Origin of the sequence: Allocatelliglobosispora scoriae, from assembly GCF_014204945.1 — a bacterium.
GTDB classification, from domain to species: Bacteria; Actinomycetota; Actinomycetes; order Mycobacteriales; family Micromonosporaceae; genus Allocatelliglobosispora; species Allocatelliglobosispora scoriae.
On sequence record NZ_JACHMN010000001.1, the window covers coordinates 615,009 to 631,841 of the forward strand.

Here is a 16,833-nt window from a genome sequence, read left to right on the forward strand (position 1 = left end):
AGCATTAAAATTCAGGAAGGAGCGGTCAGGAGCGGGCGCGCAGGGCGTGCAGGTAGTCCTTGTTCAGGCCCGCTATCGCCGACAGGGGGATTCCCTTGGGGCAGACGCTGGTGCACTCGCCGGTGTTGGTGCAGCCGCCGAAGCCCTCCTCGTCGTGGGTGGCGACCATGTCGAGGACCCGCGAGTCGCGTTCGGGCTGGCCCTGCGGCACCAGGCCCAGGTGGGTGATCTTCGCGGCGGTGAAGAGCATCCCGGACCCGTTGGGGCACGCCGCCACGCAGGCGCCGCAGCCGATGCAGGTCGCGGCCTCGAACGCCGCGTCCGCGTCGGGCTTGGGCACCGGCGTCGCGTGCGCGTCGGGCGCGGATCCGGTCGGGGCGCTGATGTAGCCGCCGGCGGCGATGATCCGGTCGAACGCCGACCGGTCCACGACGAGGTCCTTCACGACCGGGAACGCCCGCGCCCGCCATGGCTCGATGTCGACGGTCTCGCCGTCGGTGAAGTGCCGCATGTGCAGCTGGCAGGTGGTGGTCGCCTTCTCCGGTCCGTGCGGTACGCCGTTGATCACCAGCGAGCACGCGCCGCAGATGCCCTCGCGGCAGTCGTGGTCGAAGGCGACCGGCTCCTGTCCGTCGAGGGTGAGCCGCTCGTTGAGGACGTCGAGCATCTCCAGGAACGACATGTCCGGCGACACGTCGTCCATCGGGTAGGTCACCATCCTGCCCTTGACCTGCGGGGTCTCCTGGCGCCAGATGCGCAGTGTCAACTTCACTTGTAGCTCCGCTGGCTCGGGTGGACGTAGTCGAAGACCAGGTCCTCTTTGTGCAGGATCGGGTCGCCGCCGGTGTACTCCCAGGCCGCGACGTAGGAGAAGTTCTCGTCGTCGCGCTGGGCCTCGCCCTCGTCGGTCTGCGACTCGGCGCGGAAGTGCCCGCCGCAGCTCTCCGTGCGGTGCAGGGCGTCGATGCACATCAGCTCGCCGAGCTCGAAGAAGTCCAGGACCCGGCCGGCGCGTTCGAGGGACTGGTTGAAGCCCTCCTCGCCGCCCGGAACACGCACCCGCTGCCAGAACTCGGCCTTCAGGTCGCGGATCATGCCGATCGCCTTGCGCAGGCCCTCGTCGGTGCGCTCCATGCCGCAGTACTCCCACATGATGCGGCCGAGTTCGCGGTGGAAGGAGTCGACCGTGCGGTCGCCGTTGACGGCGAGCAGCCGGGTGATCCGGTCCTCGACGATGCGGCGGGCTGCGGCGACCTCGGGGGTGTCGGCGTCGATCTTCGGGAACGGCCCGGCGGCGAGGTAGTCGCCGATGGTGTTGGGGAGGACGAAGTACCCGTCGGCGAGGCCCTGCATCAGCGCGGACGCGCCGAGCCGGTTGGCGCCGTGGTCGGAGAAGTTCGCCTCGCCGATGACGAACAGGCCCGGGATCGTGGACTGGAGGTCGTAGTCGACCCACAGGCCGCCCATCGTGTAGTGCACGGCGGGGTAGATCCGCATCGGCACCGTGTAGGGGTCCTCGCCGGTGATCCGCTCGTACATCTCGAAGAGGTTGCCGTACTTGGCTTCGACGGCGTCGCGGCCGAGGCGGCCGATGGCGGCGGCGAAGTCGAGGTAGACGCCGAGCCCGCCGGGACCGACGCCGCGTCCCTCGTCGCAGACGTTCTTCGCCGCGCGCGAGGCGATGTCGCGGGGCACCAGGTTGCCGAAGGCGGGGTAGATCCGCTCCAGGTAGTAGTCGCGCTCGTCCTCGCCGATCGCACCGGGGGCGCGGTCGTCGCCGGCGCGCTTGGGCACCCAGACCCGGCCGTCGTTGCGCAGCGACTCGCTCATCAGGGTCAGCTTCGACTGGTGGTCGCCGGAGACCGGGATGCAGGTGGGGTGGATCTGCGTGTAGCAGGGATTCGCGAACAGCGCACCGTGCCGGTGCGCCCGCCAGGCGGCGGTGACGTTGCAGCCCTTGGCGTTGGTGGACAGGAAGAACACGTTGCCGTAGCCGCCGGAGGCGAGCACGACGGCGTCGGCGAACTCGGTGGTGACCTCCCCGGTGACGAGGTCGCGCACGACGATGCCGCGCGCCTTGCCGTCCACGACGATCAGCTCCAGCATCTCGTGGCGGGAGTTCATCTGCACGGTCCCGGCCGCGATCTGCCGCTCCAATGCCTGGTACGCCCCGAGCAGCAGCTGCTGACCGGTCTGGCCCCGGGCGTAGAAGGTCCGCGACACCTGGGCGCCGCCGAAGGAGCGGGTGTCGAGAAGGCCGCCGTACTCGCGGGCGAACGGCACCCCCTGCGCCACGCACTGGTCGATGATCTCGGTGGAGATCTGGGCGAGGCGGTGCACGTTGGACTCGCGGCTGCGGAAGTCGCCGCCCTTGACGGTGTCGTAGAAGAGGCGGTGCACGCTGTCACCGTCGTTGCGGTAGTTCTTCGCCGCGTTGATGCCACCCTGCGCGGCGATCGAGTGCGCCCGCCGGGGGCTGTCCTGGAAGCAGTAGCTCTTCACCTGGTAGCCGAGCTCGCCCAGGGTCGCCGCTGCTGATCCCCCGGCCAGTCCGGTGCCGACGACGATGACGGTGAGCTTGCGTTTGTTGGCCGGGTTGACGAGCTTCGCCTCGAACCGGCGCCGCTCCCAGCGGTCCTCGATCGGGCCCTGCGGCGCCTTGCCGTCCGCGATCGGGTCGCCGTCGGTGTAGTAGGTGTCCATCTATTTCACCAATCCCGTCATCACTGCGAAGGGCACGGAGAGGTAGCCGACGACGAGCACCACGGCCAGCGCCAGCGCCACGCCCTTGAGGGCGCGCTGGCGGCGGGCGTTGCTGACGCCGAGGGTCTGCAGGGCGCTCCACACGCCGTGGCGCAGGTGGAACCCGAGCAGGATGATCGAGAGGGCGTAGAACGCGGTGATGTACCAGCGGCTCGGCGCGAAGTCGGCCACGACGTTGGCGAACGGGTGCGCCGGGTCACCCACCGGGTTCACCGCACCGACCGTGAGGTCCAGGATGTGCCACACGATGAAGGCCAGGACGATGACCCCGCCCCAGCGCATGGTACGAGCGGCGTAGCTGCCCTGGACCGGCTTGCGGTGTGCGTACCGGACGGGTCGGGCCTTCTTCGCGCGGACCGTGAGGACGGTCGCGGCCCAGATGTGGCCGACGACCGCGAGGGACAGCACCGTCCGCTGCAGCCACAGGTAGCCGGTCTCGGGCAGCACCGGCGAGCCGAGCCCGCGCAGCCAGTGCGCGTAGTGGTCGAACGCCTCGCCGCCGACGAAGATCTTCAGGTTGCCGGCCATGTGCGCGAGCAGGAACCCGACGAGCAGCAGTCCGGTGCCGGCCATGAGGGCTTTGAGCGCGACGGTGGAGCGTCCCGGCGTGGGCCGGGTGGCCCGGGGCGGGAGGGGAACGGCGGCCCTGGCGCGGGGCGGGGAAGCTACTACCACGGAGAAAACGCTAGGAGCGGGTTGGCCATATGGTCCAATGCATGAACTGCGTCTTCTCAATAGCCAGCGGCTATCTGTGAGCAGCCTGTGCGCCTTCCGGGTCACTGATCATCGGGCGAAACCCGGCATTGCGCGCAACGGTGAGCGTGGCGGGGTGTGAGCGATCAGTCACGCCAGTTACCAGGGTCACACCAGGCCGAGCACGGGCGCGAGCGCCCGGCAGCGGTCGGGGTGGCACAGGATGTCGGCGGAGTCGACGGCCTGGTCGACGGTGCCGGGCAGGGTGCCGACCGGGCCGCCGTGCCGATGTCCGAGCCGGTCCAGGACGCCCCGCAGCACCGGGTCGGTGATGGCGGCGGTGAGCGCGACGGTGAACCGGTCCGCGCCGACGACCTCGATGTCGCGGGTGTAGTAGCGGCGCGGCGACGGGTCGACCGGCGGGCACAGGCCCAGCTCGTTGGTGGCGGCCGCGACGACGCAGGCTGCTGCGGCCAGGGCGTGCTCGCGTTCGCGCCAGTCAGTGGCCGCGAGCGCGGTGTCGAGGGTGCCGGTGAGGCTCGCGGCGACGGGCAGTCCGGCGAAGGCCCGCCCGAACCACTTGCCGTAAGGCGCCCAGCGGCGCTCGGCGAGGAACGCCAGGCGCATCAGGTCCCGGACCAGCCTCGCCGCGACGACGCGGGAGCCGAGGTCGTCGCCGGTGCTGCCGGTGCGCCCGGTGAACGCCTCCTCCTGCGCGATCCGCAGCCACCCGGCGGCGAGGGCGTACCGCCACACGTCGTCGGGGTACCAGCTCAGGGCGGCACGCCGGATCTCAAGGGCGCGGTCCGGGTCGGCGAAGACCTCCCCGGCGGTGAGCGAGCCGAGGATCTGGGTGGGTGTGAGCAGCCAGTCCGCGACGCCCATCCCGTCGGCCGGGTCGGTACCGGTCCGCGCGGCGAAGAACGCGGCGGCGGTGGTGACCTCGACCTGATGGGACGGCTGCCCGTCGTGGCTGTCGGTGTCGACGTACGCGACCGGGAACCCCTCGAACCGCTCCGGCAGGCCTCCCAGGAGCCGGTGGACCGGGGCGGGATCGGTGCCGGGCGGCAGGAAGAGCTGGACGCGCGGTCCGAAGTCGTGGTCGGTGGAGACGCCGTCGTCGAAGCCGAGCACCTCCGACCCGTCCCCGAGCAGCGCCGCCCCGTGCGGCACCCGGCCGAGCAGCGGCGCGACGGCCTCCCGGTAGAACCGCTCCGCCAGGCTGATGCCCGGCCCCGCCCCTGTCATCCCGCCACGGTAGCCAGCGCTGCGCCGGGCCGCACCGGCGGCGGGTCCGCCCGGGCCGGTCCTGCGGCCAGGGGCCAGACTGGCGGTCGTGACAGAGCAGAGCACCGTCGACTTCAGCGCCTATCAGCAGGCCGCCGCCCGCACCGGGGCGCCGATCGCGACCGACCACCCCATCGTCTATCCCACCCTGGGGCTGGTCAACGAGGCCGGCGAGGTGGCCGGGAAGGTGAAGAAGATCTTCCGGGACCGCGCCGGAGTCGTCACCGACGCCGACCGGGATGCCCTGACCATGGAGCTGGGCGATGTCCTGTGGTACCTGTCGGAGCTGTGCACCCGGCTCGGCATCCGGCTGGAGGACGTCGCCGCGCGCAACATCGCCAAGCTCGCCGACCGGCAGGCCCGCGGAGTCCTGCACGGCGACGGCGATCTGCGGTGACTCCTCAGCCGCCGACCTGGTAGGTGAGGTGCGTGGCGTACGGGGTCACGACCACGTCGGTCTGCTGCAGGGCGACCGTGGCACCGTCGCCGGCGAACAGCGGCGTCCCGCCGCCGAGCAGCACCGGCGACAGGTGGATCCGCAGCTCGTCGGCGTACCCCGACAGCACCGCCTGCCGCACCACGTCCCCGCCGCCCATCACGACCACGTCCTTGCCACCGGCGGCGGCGAGCGCCTGCTCGACGGCTTCGGCGACGCTGCCCGCGAACCGGAACCGCGCCCCCAGCCGCCACGACGCCGGGGCGGAGTGCGTCACGACGAAGACGGGCGGTCCGCTGGTCGCCTGGTCAGGCCCCGCGCCGTAGCCGAGCTCGTCGTTCCACCCGTTGGGTCCGTCGATGAAGTCGAACGTCCGCCGACCCATGATCACGGCGCCGGTCTCGGCCATGCTCCGCTCGGTGATGGCCGCGTCTTCCGGGCTGTCCTTGGCGAAGACCCACGTGTGCAGGGACTCCCCGCCTTTGCCCAGCCCGTGTTCCATGTCGACGCCCGGCGCGGTGACGTATCCGTCGAGGGACATGGAGATGTCAGCGATTACCCGGCTCATACCCGTCACCCTATGACGATCCGGGCACGAGCGCAGCGCGGAGTGACGGGGCAAGTGGCCTGCGTCACATCGAGGGCCGCCGTGGAACAGACCGACCCCGTCGCGACTTGAGCCTGACACGCTCAACTTCACGATGGCAGGTGTCAGATGTCGACATATCCCGTTCTTCCCCTGACCGACGCGGTCCTGCTCCCGGGCATGGTCATCCGCGTCACCCTCGACTCCACCACCCAGTCCGCCGTCGACGCCGCCCGCTCGGCCGGCGACAAGACCCTGCTCGCGGTGCCGCGCATCGACGGCGGTTACGCCAGCCACGGGGTCACCGCGATCCTGGAGAAGGTCGGCCGTCTCGCGGGCGGCGAACCCGCCGCGGTCCTGCGGGGTGTCTCCCGCGCGCGGATCGGGTCCGGCGTACCCGGTCCGGGCGCAGCCCTGTGGGTGGAGGCCGAACTCCTCGACGAACCCGCGCCCACCGGCCGCACCCGCGAGCTGGCGCGGGAGTACAAGGCCCTGCTCACGTCGCTGCTCCAGCAGCGCTCCGCCTGGGAGGTCGTCGACGCGGTCGAGCGGATGACCGACCCGGTGCAGCTCGCCGACTCCGCCGGCTACGCGCCGTGGCTGTCCGTCGAGCAGAAGATGGAGCTGCTCGCGGCACCCGACGCCGCGCACCGGCTGGAGCTGCTCATCGGCTGGGTCCGCGACTACCTCGCCGAGCAGCAGGTCGCCGAGCAGATCAGCACCGATGTCCGCGAGGGCATCGAGAAGTCGCAGCGGGAGTTCCTGCTGCGCCAGCAGCTCGCCGCGATCCGCAAGGAGCTCGGCGAGGACGAGCCCGACGGCTCGGCCGACTACCGCACCCGGGTCGAAGCCGCCGACCTGCCGGAGAAGGTCCGCGCCGCGGCCCTGCAGGAGGTCGGCAAGCTCGAGCGCGCCAGCGACGCCACCCCGGAGGCCGGGTGGATCCGCACCTGGCTCGACACGGTGCTCGACGTGCCGTGGGGCGTGCGGACCGAGGACAACACCGACCTCGTCGCGGCGCGGGCGACCCTCGACGCCGACCACACCGGTCTCGCCGACGTGAAGGACCGGATCCTGGAGCACCTCGCCGTCCGCAACCGGCGCGCCGCCCGCAACCTGCAGGTCGTCGGCGGTCGCGGGTCCGGTGCGGTGCTGGCGCTGGGCGGTCCGCCCGGGGTCGGCAAGACCAGTCTCGGCGAGTCCGTCGCCCGGGCCCTGGGCCGCAACTTCGTCCGGGTCTCCCTCGGCGGCATCCGCGACGAGGCCGAGATCCGCGGCCACCGGCGTACCTATGTCGGCGCCCTGCCCGGCCGGATCGTCCGGGCGCTGCGCGAAGCCGGTTCGATGAACCCGGTGATCCTGCTCGACGAGGTCGACAAGCTCACCACCGGCTTCTCCGGCGACCCGGCCGCGGCCCTGCTCGAGGTCCTCGACCCCGCGCAGAACCACACCTTCCGCGACCACTACCTCGAGGTCGACCTGGACCTGTCGGACGTGCTGTTCCTCGCCACCGCCAACGTCGTGGACAACATCCCGGGCCCGCTGCTGGACCGGATGGAGCTGGTCACCCTCGACGGATACACCGAGCAGGAGAAGGTCGGCATCGCCCGCGACCACCTGCTGCCCCGGCAGCTCGACCGGGCCGGGCTCTCCCCCGGCGACGTCACCGTCTCCGAGGAGGCGCTGGCGCTGATCGCCGGGGAGTACACGCGGGAGGCCGGCGTACGCCAGCTCGAACGAGCGCTGGCGAAGATCCTCCGCAAGGTCGCGGTGGCCCTCGCCGGGACGGATGGGCAGGTCAACGTCGGTGTCGGCGATCTCGTCGGCTACCTCGGGCGGCCCCGGTTCACGCCGGAGTCGGCCGAGCGCACCGCGGTCCCCGGCGTCGCGACCGGGCTCGCGGTCACCGGAGCCGGTGGCGACGTGCTCTTCATCGAGGCGACCTCGATGGAGGGCGAGCCGGGCCTGACCCTCACCGGCCAGCTCGGCGATGTGATGAAGGAGTCCGCGCACATCGCCCTGTCCTACCTGCGGTCGCACGGCCGCGAGCTGGGCCTGGACCCCAACGCGCTCGCCGCACGCCGCATCCACCTGCACGTCCCGGCGGGCGCGGTCCCCAAGGACGGCCCGAGCGCCGGCATCACGATGGTCACGGCCCTGGCGTCGCTGGCCTCGGGGCGGCCGGTGCGGTCCGACATCGGCATGACCGGCGAGGTCACCCTCGCCGGGCGGGTCCTGCCGATCGGCGGGGTGAAGCAGAAGCTGCTCGCCGCGCACCGGGCCGGCCTCAGCGACGTGATCATCCCGGCCCGCAACGAGCCCGACCTTGACGACCTCCCCGAGGAGGTCCGCGCCGGCCTGCGGATCCACCCGCTCGCCGACGTCGCCGACGTGCTCCGGATCGCGCTGGAGCCGGCCGCCGCCGAGGTCCCGGCCGCACCGCACCTCGCGGCCGTCTGACGAAGAACCGAAACGCCCGGCTGGTACGCCAGCCGGGCGTTTCCCTACCCACATGCGCAACCAAATGTTGCACATCTCGCCGCGACGATCTACCGTAATACGCAACCGAACGTTGCGAAAGAGGGATGATCATGGAGTACGGAAGCATCGAGCGCGAGATCCACGTGGACGCCTCCCCGGCGGTCGTCTTCGAGGTCATCAGCAGCCCTGAGCACCTGAAGGAGTGGTGGCCGGACGAGGCGGAGATCAAGCCGGTGGTCGGCGCCGAGGGGCACATCGTCTTCCACGGCGCCGCATCCGAGGAGCCGAAGATCGAACCGATCACGGTCGTCGAGGCCGAGCCACCGCGCCGGTTCGCGTTCCGCTGGGTCTATGAGGCGGGCGACGCACCCGGGCCGGACAACTCGCTGCTGGTCACCTTCGACCTGGAGCCGTCGGGCGCGGGCACCCGGGTGCGGATGACCGAGACCGGCTTCCGCGAGCGGGGCTGGGAGGCCGCAGTCCTGGAGCACGCCTACCAGGACCACGTGCGGGGCTGGGACCACTTCATCCCCCGCCTCGGCGCCTACCTCGCCCGACTGGTGTCGTCGTCATGACGGTCGCCGTCGACGACGAGCTCTGGTCGGCGCTCGGGGACCCGACCCGCCGCCGGATGCTCGACCTGCTCCTCGCCGACGGCGAGGGGACGGCGACGAGCCTCAGCGAGCACCTGCCGGTGACCCGGCAGGCCGTCGCGAAGCACCTCGGCGTCCTGGACCGGGCCGGGCTGGTCCGGGTCACCCCGGCCGGGCGCGAAATGCGATACCGGGTCGACGAGGCGCAGTTCGCCCGTGCGGTGGCCCAGCTCGCCGCCGTCGGCAACGCCTGGGACGCGCGCCTGCGCCGCATCAAGCGCCTCGCCGAGGCGATCCAGCGCGCCCAGGACAACGACACGACACAGGAGTAGACATGGTGGACATTCTGCACAGAATCGGTGTCACGAACTCGTCGCCCGACAAGGTCTACGACGCCCTGACCACGATCGACGGCCTGGCCGGCTGGTGGACCCGCGACACGACCGGATCCGTCGAGCAAGGCGGGGTGATCGCGTTCCGCTTCGTACCCGGCGGTTTCGACATGCGCGTCGTCGAACTCACCCCGGGTGAACGCGTGGCCTGGCTGGTCGTCGACGGGCCGCCCGAGTGGATCGGCACCACAGTGACCTGGGAGCTCAAGCAGGAGGGCGACTACACCATCGTCCTGTTCAGCCACACCGGGTGGCGGGAGCCGAACGAGTTCATGCACCACTGCAGCACCAAGTGGGCGATCTTCCTGATGAGCCTGAAGTCGCTGCTGGAGACCGGCACCGGCAGCCCCGCACCCGACGACGTCATGATCAGCGACTGGCACTGACCACAACGGGGGCAGGCCAGCCCCCGACCGGCACGCCGGGGGCTGGCCTGCTGTTTCCGGCGCTGATCCGGCCGACTCGACCGAGCCGGCCGGATCAGCGCCGTTCAGCGCGAGGAGGCGCTGCTGCGCCGGTCCAGCTCGGCACGCAGATCCGTGAACCGGTGCTCGAACAGCGCCCGCACCAGCGGCACGCTGCTCGGCGCCTCCTTCATCATGACCTTGACGTTGGTGAGCTCGCGCCGCAGCTCCTGGTCACGTAGCTCGACGACCGGAGTCTGGTCGAGCAGCGCGGGCCCGCTTGTCGGAATTCGTTCGCCGTCGTCTGTCATGGCATCTCGATACCCGGCGAGGCGGACCGCGAATCCTGCGACTTCGACGTGGGCTTGGTCAGGAAGCTGAGGTGCCCGTCGCCGTCGGCGCCCCACCGCCCGCCCGGCACCACGGCACCCGCCCCGTCCAGCATCGACACCTCGATCGGCTGCCCGGCCGGGACCGGGAACGCGGCGTAGCGGGGACCGTCGGCTCGCCCCGGGACCGGCACCGTCCCCACGTCGAAGGTCCGCCCGCCCACCGTCACCCGCAGCGTCACCACCGTCGGGTGCGCGCCCACGACATACAGCCGCTCGCCCTGCTCATCAGCGCCCAACCGGCTGCTGCCCACGCCGACCCGGCCCGGATCGGCGAGCCACGGCGCCTCGTCGACGGCGCACGTCCGCCCGTCGTAGTCGCCGTAGGTGAAACCGGCACTCGCCCACTCGCCGCCGACCGAGTTGCGCGCCTCCTGCAGCCACTCGATCCCGGGGTGGGGAAGCGCCGGATCGCACGGGTTGTCATGGAACGACGGCACCAGCCAGTAGCGCTCGCCGTCGGCGGCGACACCGGTGTAGAACACGTTCTTCGGGGGGATCTGGTCCACGTACTCCCGGCCGAGGACGACCCCCGCGGCCGTGAGCGGCACCAGGACAGCGGCGAGCACGAGCGCCGGCCGCCACCGGCGCCGAGGCCGGCGGGCGGGCGCGGTGACGGCACGGGCAGCGGGTTCGGGGTGGCCGGGCGGGATCGCGGCGGCGGCTACCTGCCGCAGCGTGCTGCGCAGGCGGGCGTCGAGCGCCGGGTCGGACGGGGTCGGCTTCATGTCAGCGCCTTCTTCAGGGTCTTCAACGCACGGGACAGGTCGGACCGCACCGTCGCCGCCGGACGCGACAGCAGCGCCGCGATCTCCGTCAGCGGCAGGTCCTCGTAGTAGCGCAGCACCACCACCGCCCGCTGCCGGTCCGGCAGCCGGCGGATGTGCGCCCACGCCTCGTCGACCTCGGGCAGGTGGGTCACCGGCTCGGGTGCAGGGCTGCCCCGCTCCCGGGCCCGCCGCCGGTAGGCGTCTCGGGCCATGTTCACCACCGCCCGCCGCAGGTAGGGCAGCGGCCGGTCGATCGAGTCCCAGCGCGGCGCGGCGGAGGCGAACGCCGCCTGCACGATGTCCTCGGCCAGGTCGCGGGAGCCGGTGAGCAGGTAGCCGAGCCGGGTCAGCGCGATGCGCTGCTCCCGGTAGACCTGCTCCAGCGCGGGCGGGTCGGCGGTGTCTACGTCGGTGGTCACATCAGTCACGTCCGCGCGGGGCGCCCAAACGTTGCACCCTGGGTCGCAGAGCTTACGGTTGCCCAGCAGCGATTCCCATAGCTATAAGCTATCGACATGCAGTTGGCGCAGCTCCGGTCCTTCGTCGCCGTCGCCGAGACCAGGCACTTCACCCAGGCAGCCGAGGCCGTCGGCGTCAGCCAGCCGTCCCTGAGCAAGCAGATCCACACCCTCGAGGCCGACCTCGGCGCCGAACTGTTCAGCCGGTCCCGGGGCGGCGCCACCCTCACCCCCGCCGGCGCCGCCCTCCTGCCGCTGGCCCGGCGGATCCTCGCCGACGCCGACACCGCCCGCCTGGAGGTACGCGAGCTCGTCGGCCTGCAACGCGGACGGCTCCGCCTCGGTGCCACCCCCAGCCTCTGCGTCAGCCTCGTCGCGCCCGTGCTGCGCCGCTTCGCCGACGCCCACCCGCGCATCAGCCTCCACCTCGAAGAGGGCGGCTCCCAGGACCTCGTCCGCCACCTCCTGCACGGCGAGCTCGACCTCGCCCTCATCATCGCCCCCGACACCGGCGTCGACCCGGCGCTCACCGCCACCCCGATCCTGCGCGAGAGCCTCGTCGTCGCCTCCTCCGCCGCGATGCCGCCGCCCACCGAGCATCCGCCGCTGCGCATCACCGACCTGCGCGACCAGCCCCTCGTCATGTTCCGCACCGGCTACGACCTGCGCGACGTCACCCTCGCCGCCTGCCGTGCCGCCGGGTTCACCCCCACCTTCGCCGTCGAGGGCGGCGAACTCGACGCCGTCCTCGGCCTCGTCGAAGCAGGGCTCGGCCTGGCCCTCGTCCCGAGCATGGCCGCGACCGGGCGCCCCCGCCTGCGCGTCACGCCGCTCGCCCCGCCCGGGTTCCATCGCACCATCGCCCTGGCCCACCGCCGCGACGTCGCCCTCACCCACTCCGCCCGCGCCCTGCGCGACACCCTCGACGCCTACCTCACCGAAGCCGCGGCCTGGCGCACCCTGCCGCCCGGCACCCAGCCGACCTGACCCGACCCGGGAGATCTCGCCAGCTCCCGTCACATATCGCAACAAAGCGTGGCCTGCGGTTATGGAATGATCACGGTTTGCCGCACAACGCAACCGCGGGTCGGGTGCACACGCTGTGCTCGCAACCGATTACCATCACGCACGTGCAGAACGCGATCAAGCCTCGCCTCGCGCCTGGCGAGATCGCCAGCCTGGTCCACAAGGGACTCGCCAAGCAGCGCGGCACCATCATCGCCATGACGGAGTTCACGGACGGCTATTTCAACGCCGTCCACGGCGTACGCCTCGCCGACGGCCGCGAACTCGTCCTCAAGGTCGCCCCGCCCGCCGGGCCCCGGCTGCTGCGCCACGAATCAGACCTCATCCGCGCCGAGATGCACTTCTACGAGCGCGCCATCACCGTCGGGGTTCCGCTGCCGGCCCTGCGCTACGGCGACCCCGACAGCGGGGTTCTGCTCATGGACATGCTGCGCGGCCAGACCCTCGACTCCGTCCGCGACAAGCTGCCCACCGAGGACCTCTTCGCCATCCGCCGCCAGCTCGGCGAGATCGCCGCCCGCAGCACCGGACTCACCGGCCCCCTGTTCGGCTACCCCCGACGCGACGGCCGCACCCGGTCCCCGAGCTGGCGCGCCGCGTTCCTCGCCATGATCGACGACATCCTCCTCGACGCCATCGAGTTCGACGCCGAACTGCCCCTGCCCGCCGAGCAGATCGCCGCCCTCGTCGCCAAACACTCGCTCCTGCTCGACGAGGTCACCACCCCCAGCCTGGTCCACTTCGACCTGTGGGACGGCAACATCTTCGTCATCGACAACGGCTGGGGCTGGCGCGTCGAGGCCATCATCGACGCCGGCCGGGCCCTCTACGCCGACCCGCTCGCCGAACTCGTCCCCACCATCGCCTTCGCCGCACCCGACCAGGCCGACATCGTCATCGACGCCATGCTCGGCCGCGAGCTCACCCCCGCCGAGCAGACCCGGCTGTGCCTCTACACCAGCTACCTGCTCATGGTCCTCGTCACCGAAGGCGCCAGCCAGCGCTTCGACAAGGCCGAGTTCGAACCCAAGCGGCAGTGGTTCTACCAGCAGCTCACCGGCTACCTCGCCCAACTGTAGGAGCGCACCGTGGCCGTCGACCTCGTCTACGAGACGCACTCCGTCACCCTCGACAACGAGACCGGCCACGCCACCGGCTGGCTTCCCGGCGAGCTCTCCGCCGACGGCATCGACCTCGCCCGGGCCCTCGGCGAACGCCGCCGCGGCACCGGCCTGCACGCCGTCTACTGCTCCGACCTGCACCGGGCCGTCCAGACCGCCGAACTCGCCTTCGGCGGCACCGGGATCCCGATCATCACCGACACCCGGCTGCGCGAGGTCGACTATGGCGCCTGGAACGGCATGCCCCACGCCAAGCTCCACAGCGAACGCGGCGCCCGCATCGACGTCCCGTTCCCCGGCGGACAGTCCTACCGCGAGGTCACCGCGCACATGGCCGACCTGCTCCGGGACCTCGCCGCCCGCCACGACGGCGAGCACATCCTCCTCATCGGACACGCCGCCACCCGGCACGCCCTCGCCACCCTCCTCGGCGGCGCCACCCTGCGCGGCGAGGTCATCGGCGAGTTCCGCTGGCGAACGGGCTGGCCCTACACCCTGCCCGCCGACTGGGACGGGGGCCACGACGACCTCGCCCTGCACGCGATCACCACCGAAGCCGCCGCCCTCACCGACGCGCTGCGCGGCGCCGACCTCGGCGTTCCGACCCGGTGCGCACCGTGGGACGCCCGCGACCTCCTCGCACACGTGCAGCTCACCCTCAGCCGTACCACCACCATGCTCACCACGGCACCGCCCGGTGGCGAACCGCTCACCGCCGCGGGGTATTACGACGCGCCCGGCCTCTTCGACCCCGCCACCGACACCGCCCGGCTCGACGAAGCCCACCACCAGCGGGCCACCCCGGACACCTTCGACAACACCTGGCGGGCAGCGGTCACCGCCGCCGGCTGGGCGGCGCCCGACCGCCTCGTCCGGACCCGGCACGGACACCCGATCCGGCTGGGCGACTACCTGCGTACCCGCGTCGTCGAACTCGCCGTCCACGGCCTGGACCTCGCCGACGCCCTCGGCCGCGCGCCCTGGCTCACCGAACCCGCCGCCCGCGTCACCGACCGGCTCCTGCGCGAACTCGGCGACCCCGACGGCCTCGGCTGGGACCGCGACACCTTCCTGCGCAAGGCCACCGGCCGCGCACCCCTCACCGCGAGCGAAGCCGCCGCCCTCACCGAGCGTGGCCTGCGCTGGCTGACCCTCGCCGCCAGCTAGGCTCGCCGCCATGAGCACGACCGCCGACATCGACGACTCGATCACCAAGCCCTGCCTGCACTGCGGCAAGCCCGTCGCCCAGCGCGCCGCCGCCGGACGCCCGTTCCGCTACTGCCGCGACAACGACGGCGAATGCCAGCGCGCCTCCCGCAACTCCCGCATGCGCCAGCGCAACTCCCCCGGCCTCGCCGGGCAGGTCGCCAAGGCCTTCGAGCTCGTCGACCGCCTCGACCAGGTCGTCGAGACCCTCACCGACGCCCTCGACGCCGACCTCTCCCCCGCCGGCGTCGACCGGCAGGTCGCCGAGGCCCGCGCCGCCGCCGCCAACGAGATCGCCGGAGCCCACGCCGAGCGCGACGACGCCCGCCACGCCGCCGAGACCGCGCTGGCCGGCATGCGCCGCGCCGAGGCCGAAGCCACGCTCGCCCGCCAGACCGCGGACCTGGCCCGTGCGGCCGAGGAGTCCGCACGCGAGGAGACGCAGCGCACGGCCGAGGAGTCCACGGCCACGATCGCGGGGGTACGCCAGGAAGCCGACCACGAGATCCGCACCGCCCGTGCCGCCGCCGAGCAAGCGGTCGCCGAGGCCCGCGCCGCCGCCGCCACCGAGGTCGAGACCACCCGGACCGACGCCGCCACCAGGATCGACGCCGCCGAAGCCGCCACCGCCACCGCCACGCAGGCCACCGCCGCCGCCCTCGCCGAACGGGACCGGGCCGCCTCCGCGCTCGCCGCCGCCGAAGCGCTGCGCGCCGACGCCCTCGCCGAGCGCGACACCGTCCGCGCCGAAGCCGCCGCCGTCCGCGCCGACCTCAACACCGCCCGGGGCGAGGCTGCCGCCGCGCACACCCGCGCCGAGTCCCTGGCAGCCCGGCTGGCGACCGTCGAGGGCGAGCTCGCCACCTCCCGCGACGCCCGCGCCGCCGCCGACCTGCAGGTCGCCCAGATCGCGGCACAGCTCGCCGCGGTCATCGCCGAACGCGACGCCGCCCGCCGGGACGCCGCCGCCGCGACGGCTCAGTCGGCGCAGCTCGCCGACCAGGTCAGCCAGCTCGTCACCGCCGTCTCCCGTCTCGGCGCCGCCCCCGCCCACCCCACCGAGACCCCCCAACCCGCGTAGCCCCGACCCGCGCAGCCACCGACCGGCGCTGGCAGCGCGCCCTGATCGCCGCCAAGATCGTCGTAACTCTTGAAGAGTTGGTCCTAAATGGTTTAGGACCAACTCTTCAAGAGTTGCGACGATCTTGGCTCAGCGCAGCAGGTCGACCCAGCGGTCCAGGCTGGACATCGTGTGGGTCAGCGCTCCGGCCAGGTGCACCGCGTCGCGGTCGGCGGCGGCTCGGCGAACCGCGTCGCCGCCACGGTGCCCAGCCGCCACCCACAGGGAGTACGCCGCCATCGCCACCTGCGACCACACGAGACCTGCGAAGGCACTGTGGTCGGCGGACCCGATCGGGCCGTCGGCCTCGGCGTACCCGGCGAGGAGAGCACGCAGCGACGGCTCGGACGGCTCGGCGAGGTCGGCGGCCTGCGCGGACCGGACCGCCACGGCGACCGCCTCCCACCACGGCACCTCCGGACCCGCGTAGTCGAAGTCCAGCAGCCGCAGCCCCGCCGACGTGCGCAGGATGTTGCGTCCGGAGAGGTCCCGGTGCATCAGCCGGGCCTCGACCGGTCCCACCAGCGCGGCCTGGACCAGCGCCGTCGCCTCGGCGATCACCGGGACGGCCGCACGCAGCACCGGAGCGCAGGCGAGACCGGCCCGGGCGGCATCGTCCAGCCACGGTGCCCAATCATGCGCCGGGTAGAGCGGCCGGGACGGGTCGTCGCGCACGTCGCCGGGGAGGCCCAGCCGCGCCAGCCTGGCGACCGTCACGCCCAACCACGTCGCTGTCCTGATGTCGAAAGGCGGTCTGGGATGCACGCCGGTCAGGAGTTCGCTGACCCGGAACCACTGGTCGCCGAAGCGCGCCCAGTAGCCTGCCGTCTCATGACCGGACGGCGGCTCGACGGGCAGGGCGATCTCCAGACCGGCGGCGAGCGCGGCGCTCTCGACCCGACCGGTCATGCGCATCGCGTCGAGCCGCCAGGACGGCGGCGACTGCTCGGTCTTGACGACGAAGGAGCCGTTGCCCGCCGAGACGGCGACCACCTCGGCGCCCTTGAGCTGTCGCGGTGCCGCGACGAGTGATCCGATGCGGAACGCCGCCGCGATCTCCCCCAGTGTGTCCACGTGTCCAGCATGGTACGGGTAGCGGGACAGCGCC

The 16,833-nt window shown here is 72.3% G+C and carries 18 protein-coding genes; 9 read left to right on the forward strand and 9 right to left on the reverse strand.

Features of this window, described 5'->3' with window-relative positions:
* Positions 1 to 25: 25 nt before the first annotated feature.
* From F4553_RS02855 to F4553_RS02870, 4 genes are all read right to left on the reverse strand, one after another.
* The gene (locus F4553_RS02855) at positions 26 to 772 is read right to left on the reverse strand and encodes a succinate dehydrogenase/fumarate reductase iron-sulfur subunit (protein ID WP_184831653.1); all 747 of its coding nucleotides are present in this window, start codon (positions 770 to 772) and stop codon (positions 26 to 28) included.
* Positions 769 to 2,703: a fumarate reductase/succinate dehydrogenase flavoprotein subunit gene (locus F4553_RS02860; protein WP_184831655.1), complete on the reverse strand. Its 1,935-nt coding sequence runs from the start codon at positions 2,701 to 2,703 to the stop codon at positions 769 to 771. Before F4553_RS02860 ends, F4553_RS02855 begins: the two co-directional genes overlap by 4 nt.
* On the reverse strand, positions 2,704 to 3,438 hold the full coding sequence (locus tag F4553_RS02865) for a succinate dehydrogenase cytochrome b subunit (RefSeq protein ID WP_312875071.1): 735 nt from the start codon (positions 3,436 to 3,438) through the stop codon (positions 2,704 to 2,706).
* A gap of 186 nt (positions 3,439 to 3,624) precedes the next feature.
* Positions 3,625 to 4,704 (reverse strand): DUF4037 domain-containing protein, encoded by a 1,080-nt coding sequence (locus F4553_RS02870; protein WP_184831656.1) that lies wholly within the window; start codon positions 4,702 to 4,704, stop codon positions 3,625 to 3,627.
* Positions 4,705 to 4,792: 88 nt separating this feature from the next.
* On the opposite strand from F4553_RS02870, the gene F4553_RS02875 reads away from it, so the two are divergent.
* The gene (locus F4553_RS02875) at positions 4,793 to 5,140 is read left to right on the forward strand and encodes a nucleoside triphosphate pyrophosphohydrolase family protein (protein WP_184831658.1); all 348 of its coding nucleotides are present in this window, start codon (positions 4,793 to 4,795) and stop codon (positions 5,138 to 5,140) included.
* A gap of 4 nt (positions 5,141 to 5,144) precedes the next feature.
* Here F4553_RS02875 and F4553_RS02880 read toward each other — a convergent pair whose 3' ends face one another.
* Entirely contained in the window at positions 5,145 to 5,747 is a 603-nt protein-coding gene (locus F4553_RS02880) for a dihydrofolate reductase family protein (RefSeq protein ID WP_184831660.1), read from the reverse strand.
* A 147-nt stretch (positions 5,748 to 5,894) separates the two neighbouring features.
* Here F4553_RS02880 and lon point away from each other — a divergent pair, with 147 nt between their 5' ends.
* The 4 genes from lon (at position 5,895) to F4553_RS02900 (ending at position 9,617) form a co-directional block, all read left to right on the forward strand.
* On the forward strand, positions 5,895 to 8,225 hold the full coding sequence (lon, locus tag F4553_RS02885; RefSeq protein WP_184831662.1) for an endopeptidase La: 2,331 nt from the start codon (positions 5,895 to 5,897) through the stop codon (positions 8,223 to 8,225).
* Positions 8,226 to 8,356: 131 nt separating this feature from the next.
* Positions 8,357 to 8,821, forward strand: coding sequence for an SRPBCC family protein (locus F4553_RS02890; protein WP_184831664.1), 465 nt, complete (start codon positions 8,357 to 8,359; stop codon positions 8,819 to 8,821).
* Positions 8,818 to 9,171: an ArsR/SmtB family transcription factor gene (locus F4553_RS02895; protein WP_184831666.1), complete on the forward strand. Its 354-nt coding sequence runs from the start codon at positions 8,818 to 8,820 to the stop codon at positions 9,169 to 9,171. The genes F4553_RS02890 and F4553_RS02895 overlap by 4 nt, the downstream gene beginning before the upstream one ends.
* Positions 9,172 to 9,173: 2 nt before the next feature.
* Positions 9,174 to 9,617 carry an SRPBCC family protein gene (locus tag F4553_RS02900; RefSeq protein WP_184831668.1) on the forward strand — a complete coding sequence of 148 codons (444 nt, stop codon included), beginning with the start codon at positions 9,174 to 9,176 and terminating at the stop codon, positions 9,615 to 9,617.
* Between the two features lie 104 nt (positions 9,618 to 9,721).
* Here the strand turns inward: F4553_RS02900 and F4553_RS02905 are convergent, their stop codons facing one another.
* The 3 genes from F4553_RS02905 to F4553_RS02915 are packed head-to-tail and all read right to left on the reverse strand — an operon-like array spanning position 9,722 to position 11,213.
* Positions 9,722 to 9,946 carry a hypothetical protein gene (locus tag F4553_RS02905; RefSeq protein WP_184831670.1) on the reverse strand — a complete coding sequence of 75 codons (225 nt, stop codon included), beginning with the start codon at positions 9,944 to 9,946 and terminating at the stop codon, positions 9,722 to 9,724.
* Entirely contained in the window at positions 9,943 to 10,752 is an 810-nt protein-coding gene (locus F4553_RS02910; protein ID WP_184831672.1) for a hypothetical protein, read from the reverse strand. Before F4553_RS02910 ends, F4553_RS02905 begins: the two co-directional genes overlap by 4 nt.
* Positions 10,749 to 11,213: an RNA polymerase sigma factor gene (locus tag F4553_RS02915; protein ID WP_184831674.1), complete on the reverse strand. Its 465-nt coding sequence runs from the start codon at positions 11,211 to 11,213 to the stop codon at positions 10,749 to 10,751. Before F4553_RS02915 ends, F4553_RS02910 begins: the two co-directional genes overlap by 4 nt.
* Before the next feature lie 90 nt (positions 11,214 to 11,303).
* On the opposite strand from F4553_RS02915, the gene F4553_RS02920 reads away from it, so the two are divergent.
* From F4553_RS02920 to F4553_RS41670, 4 genes are all read left to right on the forward strand, one after another.
* On the forward strand, positions 11,304 to 12,239 hold the full coding sequence (locus tag F4553_RS02920; RefSeq protein WP_312875108.1) for a LysR family transcriptional regulator: 936 nt from the start codon (positions 11,304 to 11,306) through the stop codon (positions 12,237 to 12,239).
* 143 nt (positions 12,240 to 12,382) lie between these two features.
* The gene (locus F4553_RS02925) at positions 12,383 to 13,357 is read left to right on the forward strand and encodes a phosphotransferase family protein (protein ID WP_184831678.1); all 975 of its coding nucleotides are present in this window, start codon (positions 12,383 to 12,385) and stop codon (positions 13,355 to 13,357) included.
* 9 nt (positions 13,358 to 13,366) lie between these two features.
* On the forward strand, positions 13,367 to 14,566 hold the full coding sequence (locus F4553_RS42200) for a histidine phosphatase family protein (RefSeq protein WP_312875072.1): 1,200 nt from the start codon (positions 13,367 to 13,369) through the stop codon (positions 14,564 to 14,566).
* Positions 14,567 to 14,576: 10 nt separating this feature from the next.
* Positions 14,577 to 15,686: a hypothetical protein gene (locus F4553_RS41670; protein WP_184831680.1), complete on the forward strand. Its 1,110-nt coding sequence runs from the start codon at positions 14,577 to 14,579 to the stop codon at positions 15,684 to 15,686.
* 129 nt (positions 15,687 to 15,815) lie between these two features.
* Here the strand turns inward: F4553_RS41670 and F4553_RS02945 are convergent, their stop codons facing one another.
* Entirely contained in the window at positions 15,816 to 16,799 is a 984-nt protein-coding gene (locus F4553_RS02945) for an aminoglycoside phosphotransferase/kinase family protein (RefSeq protein WP_184831690.1), read from the reverse strand.
* Between the last annotated feature and the right edge of the window lie 34 nt (positions 16,800 to 16,833).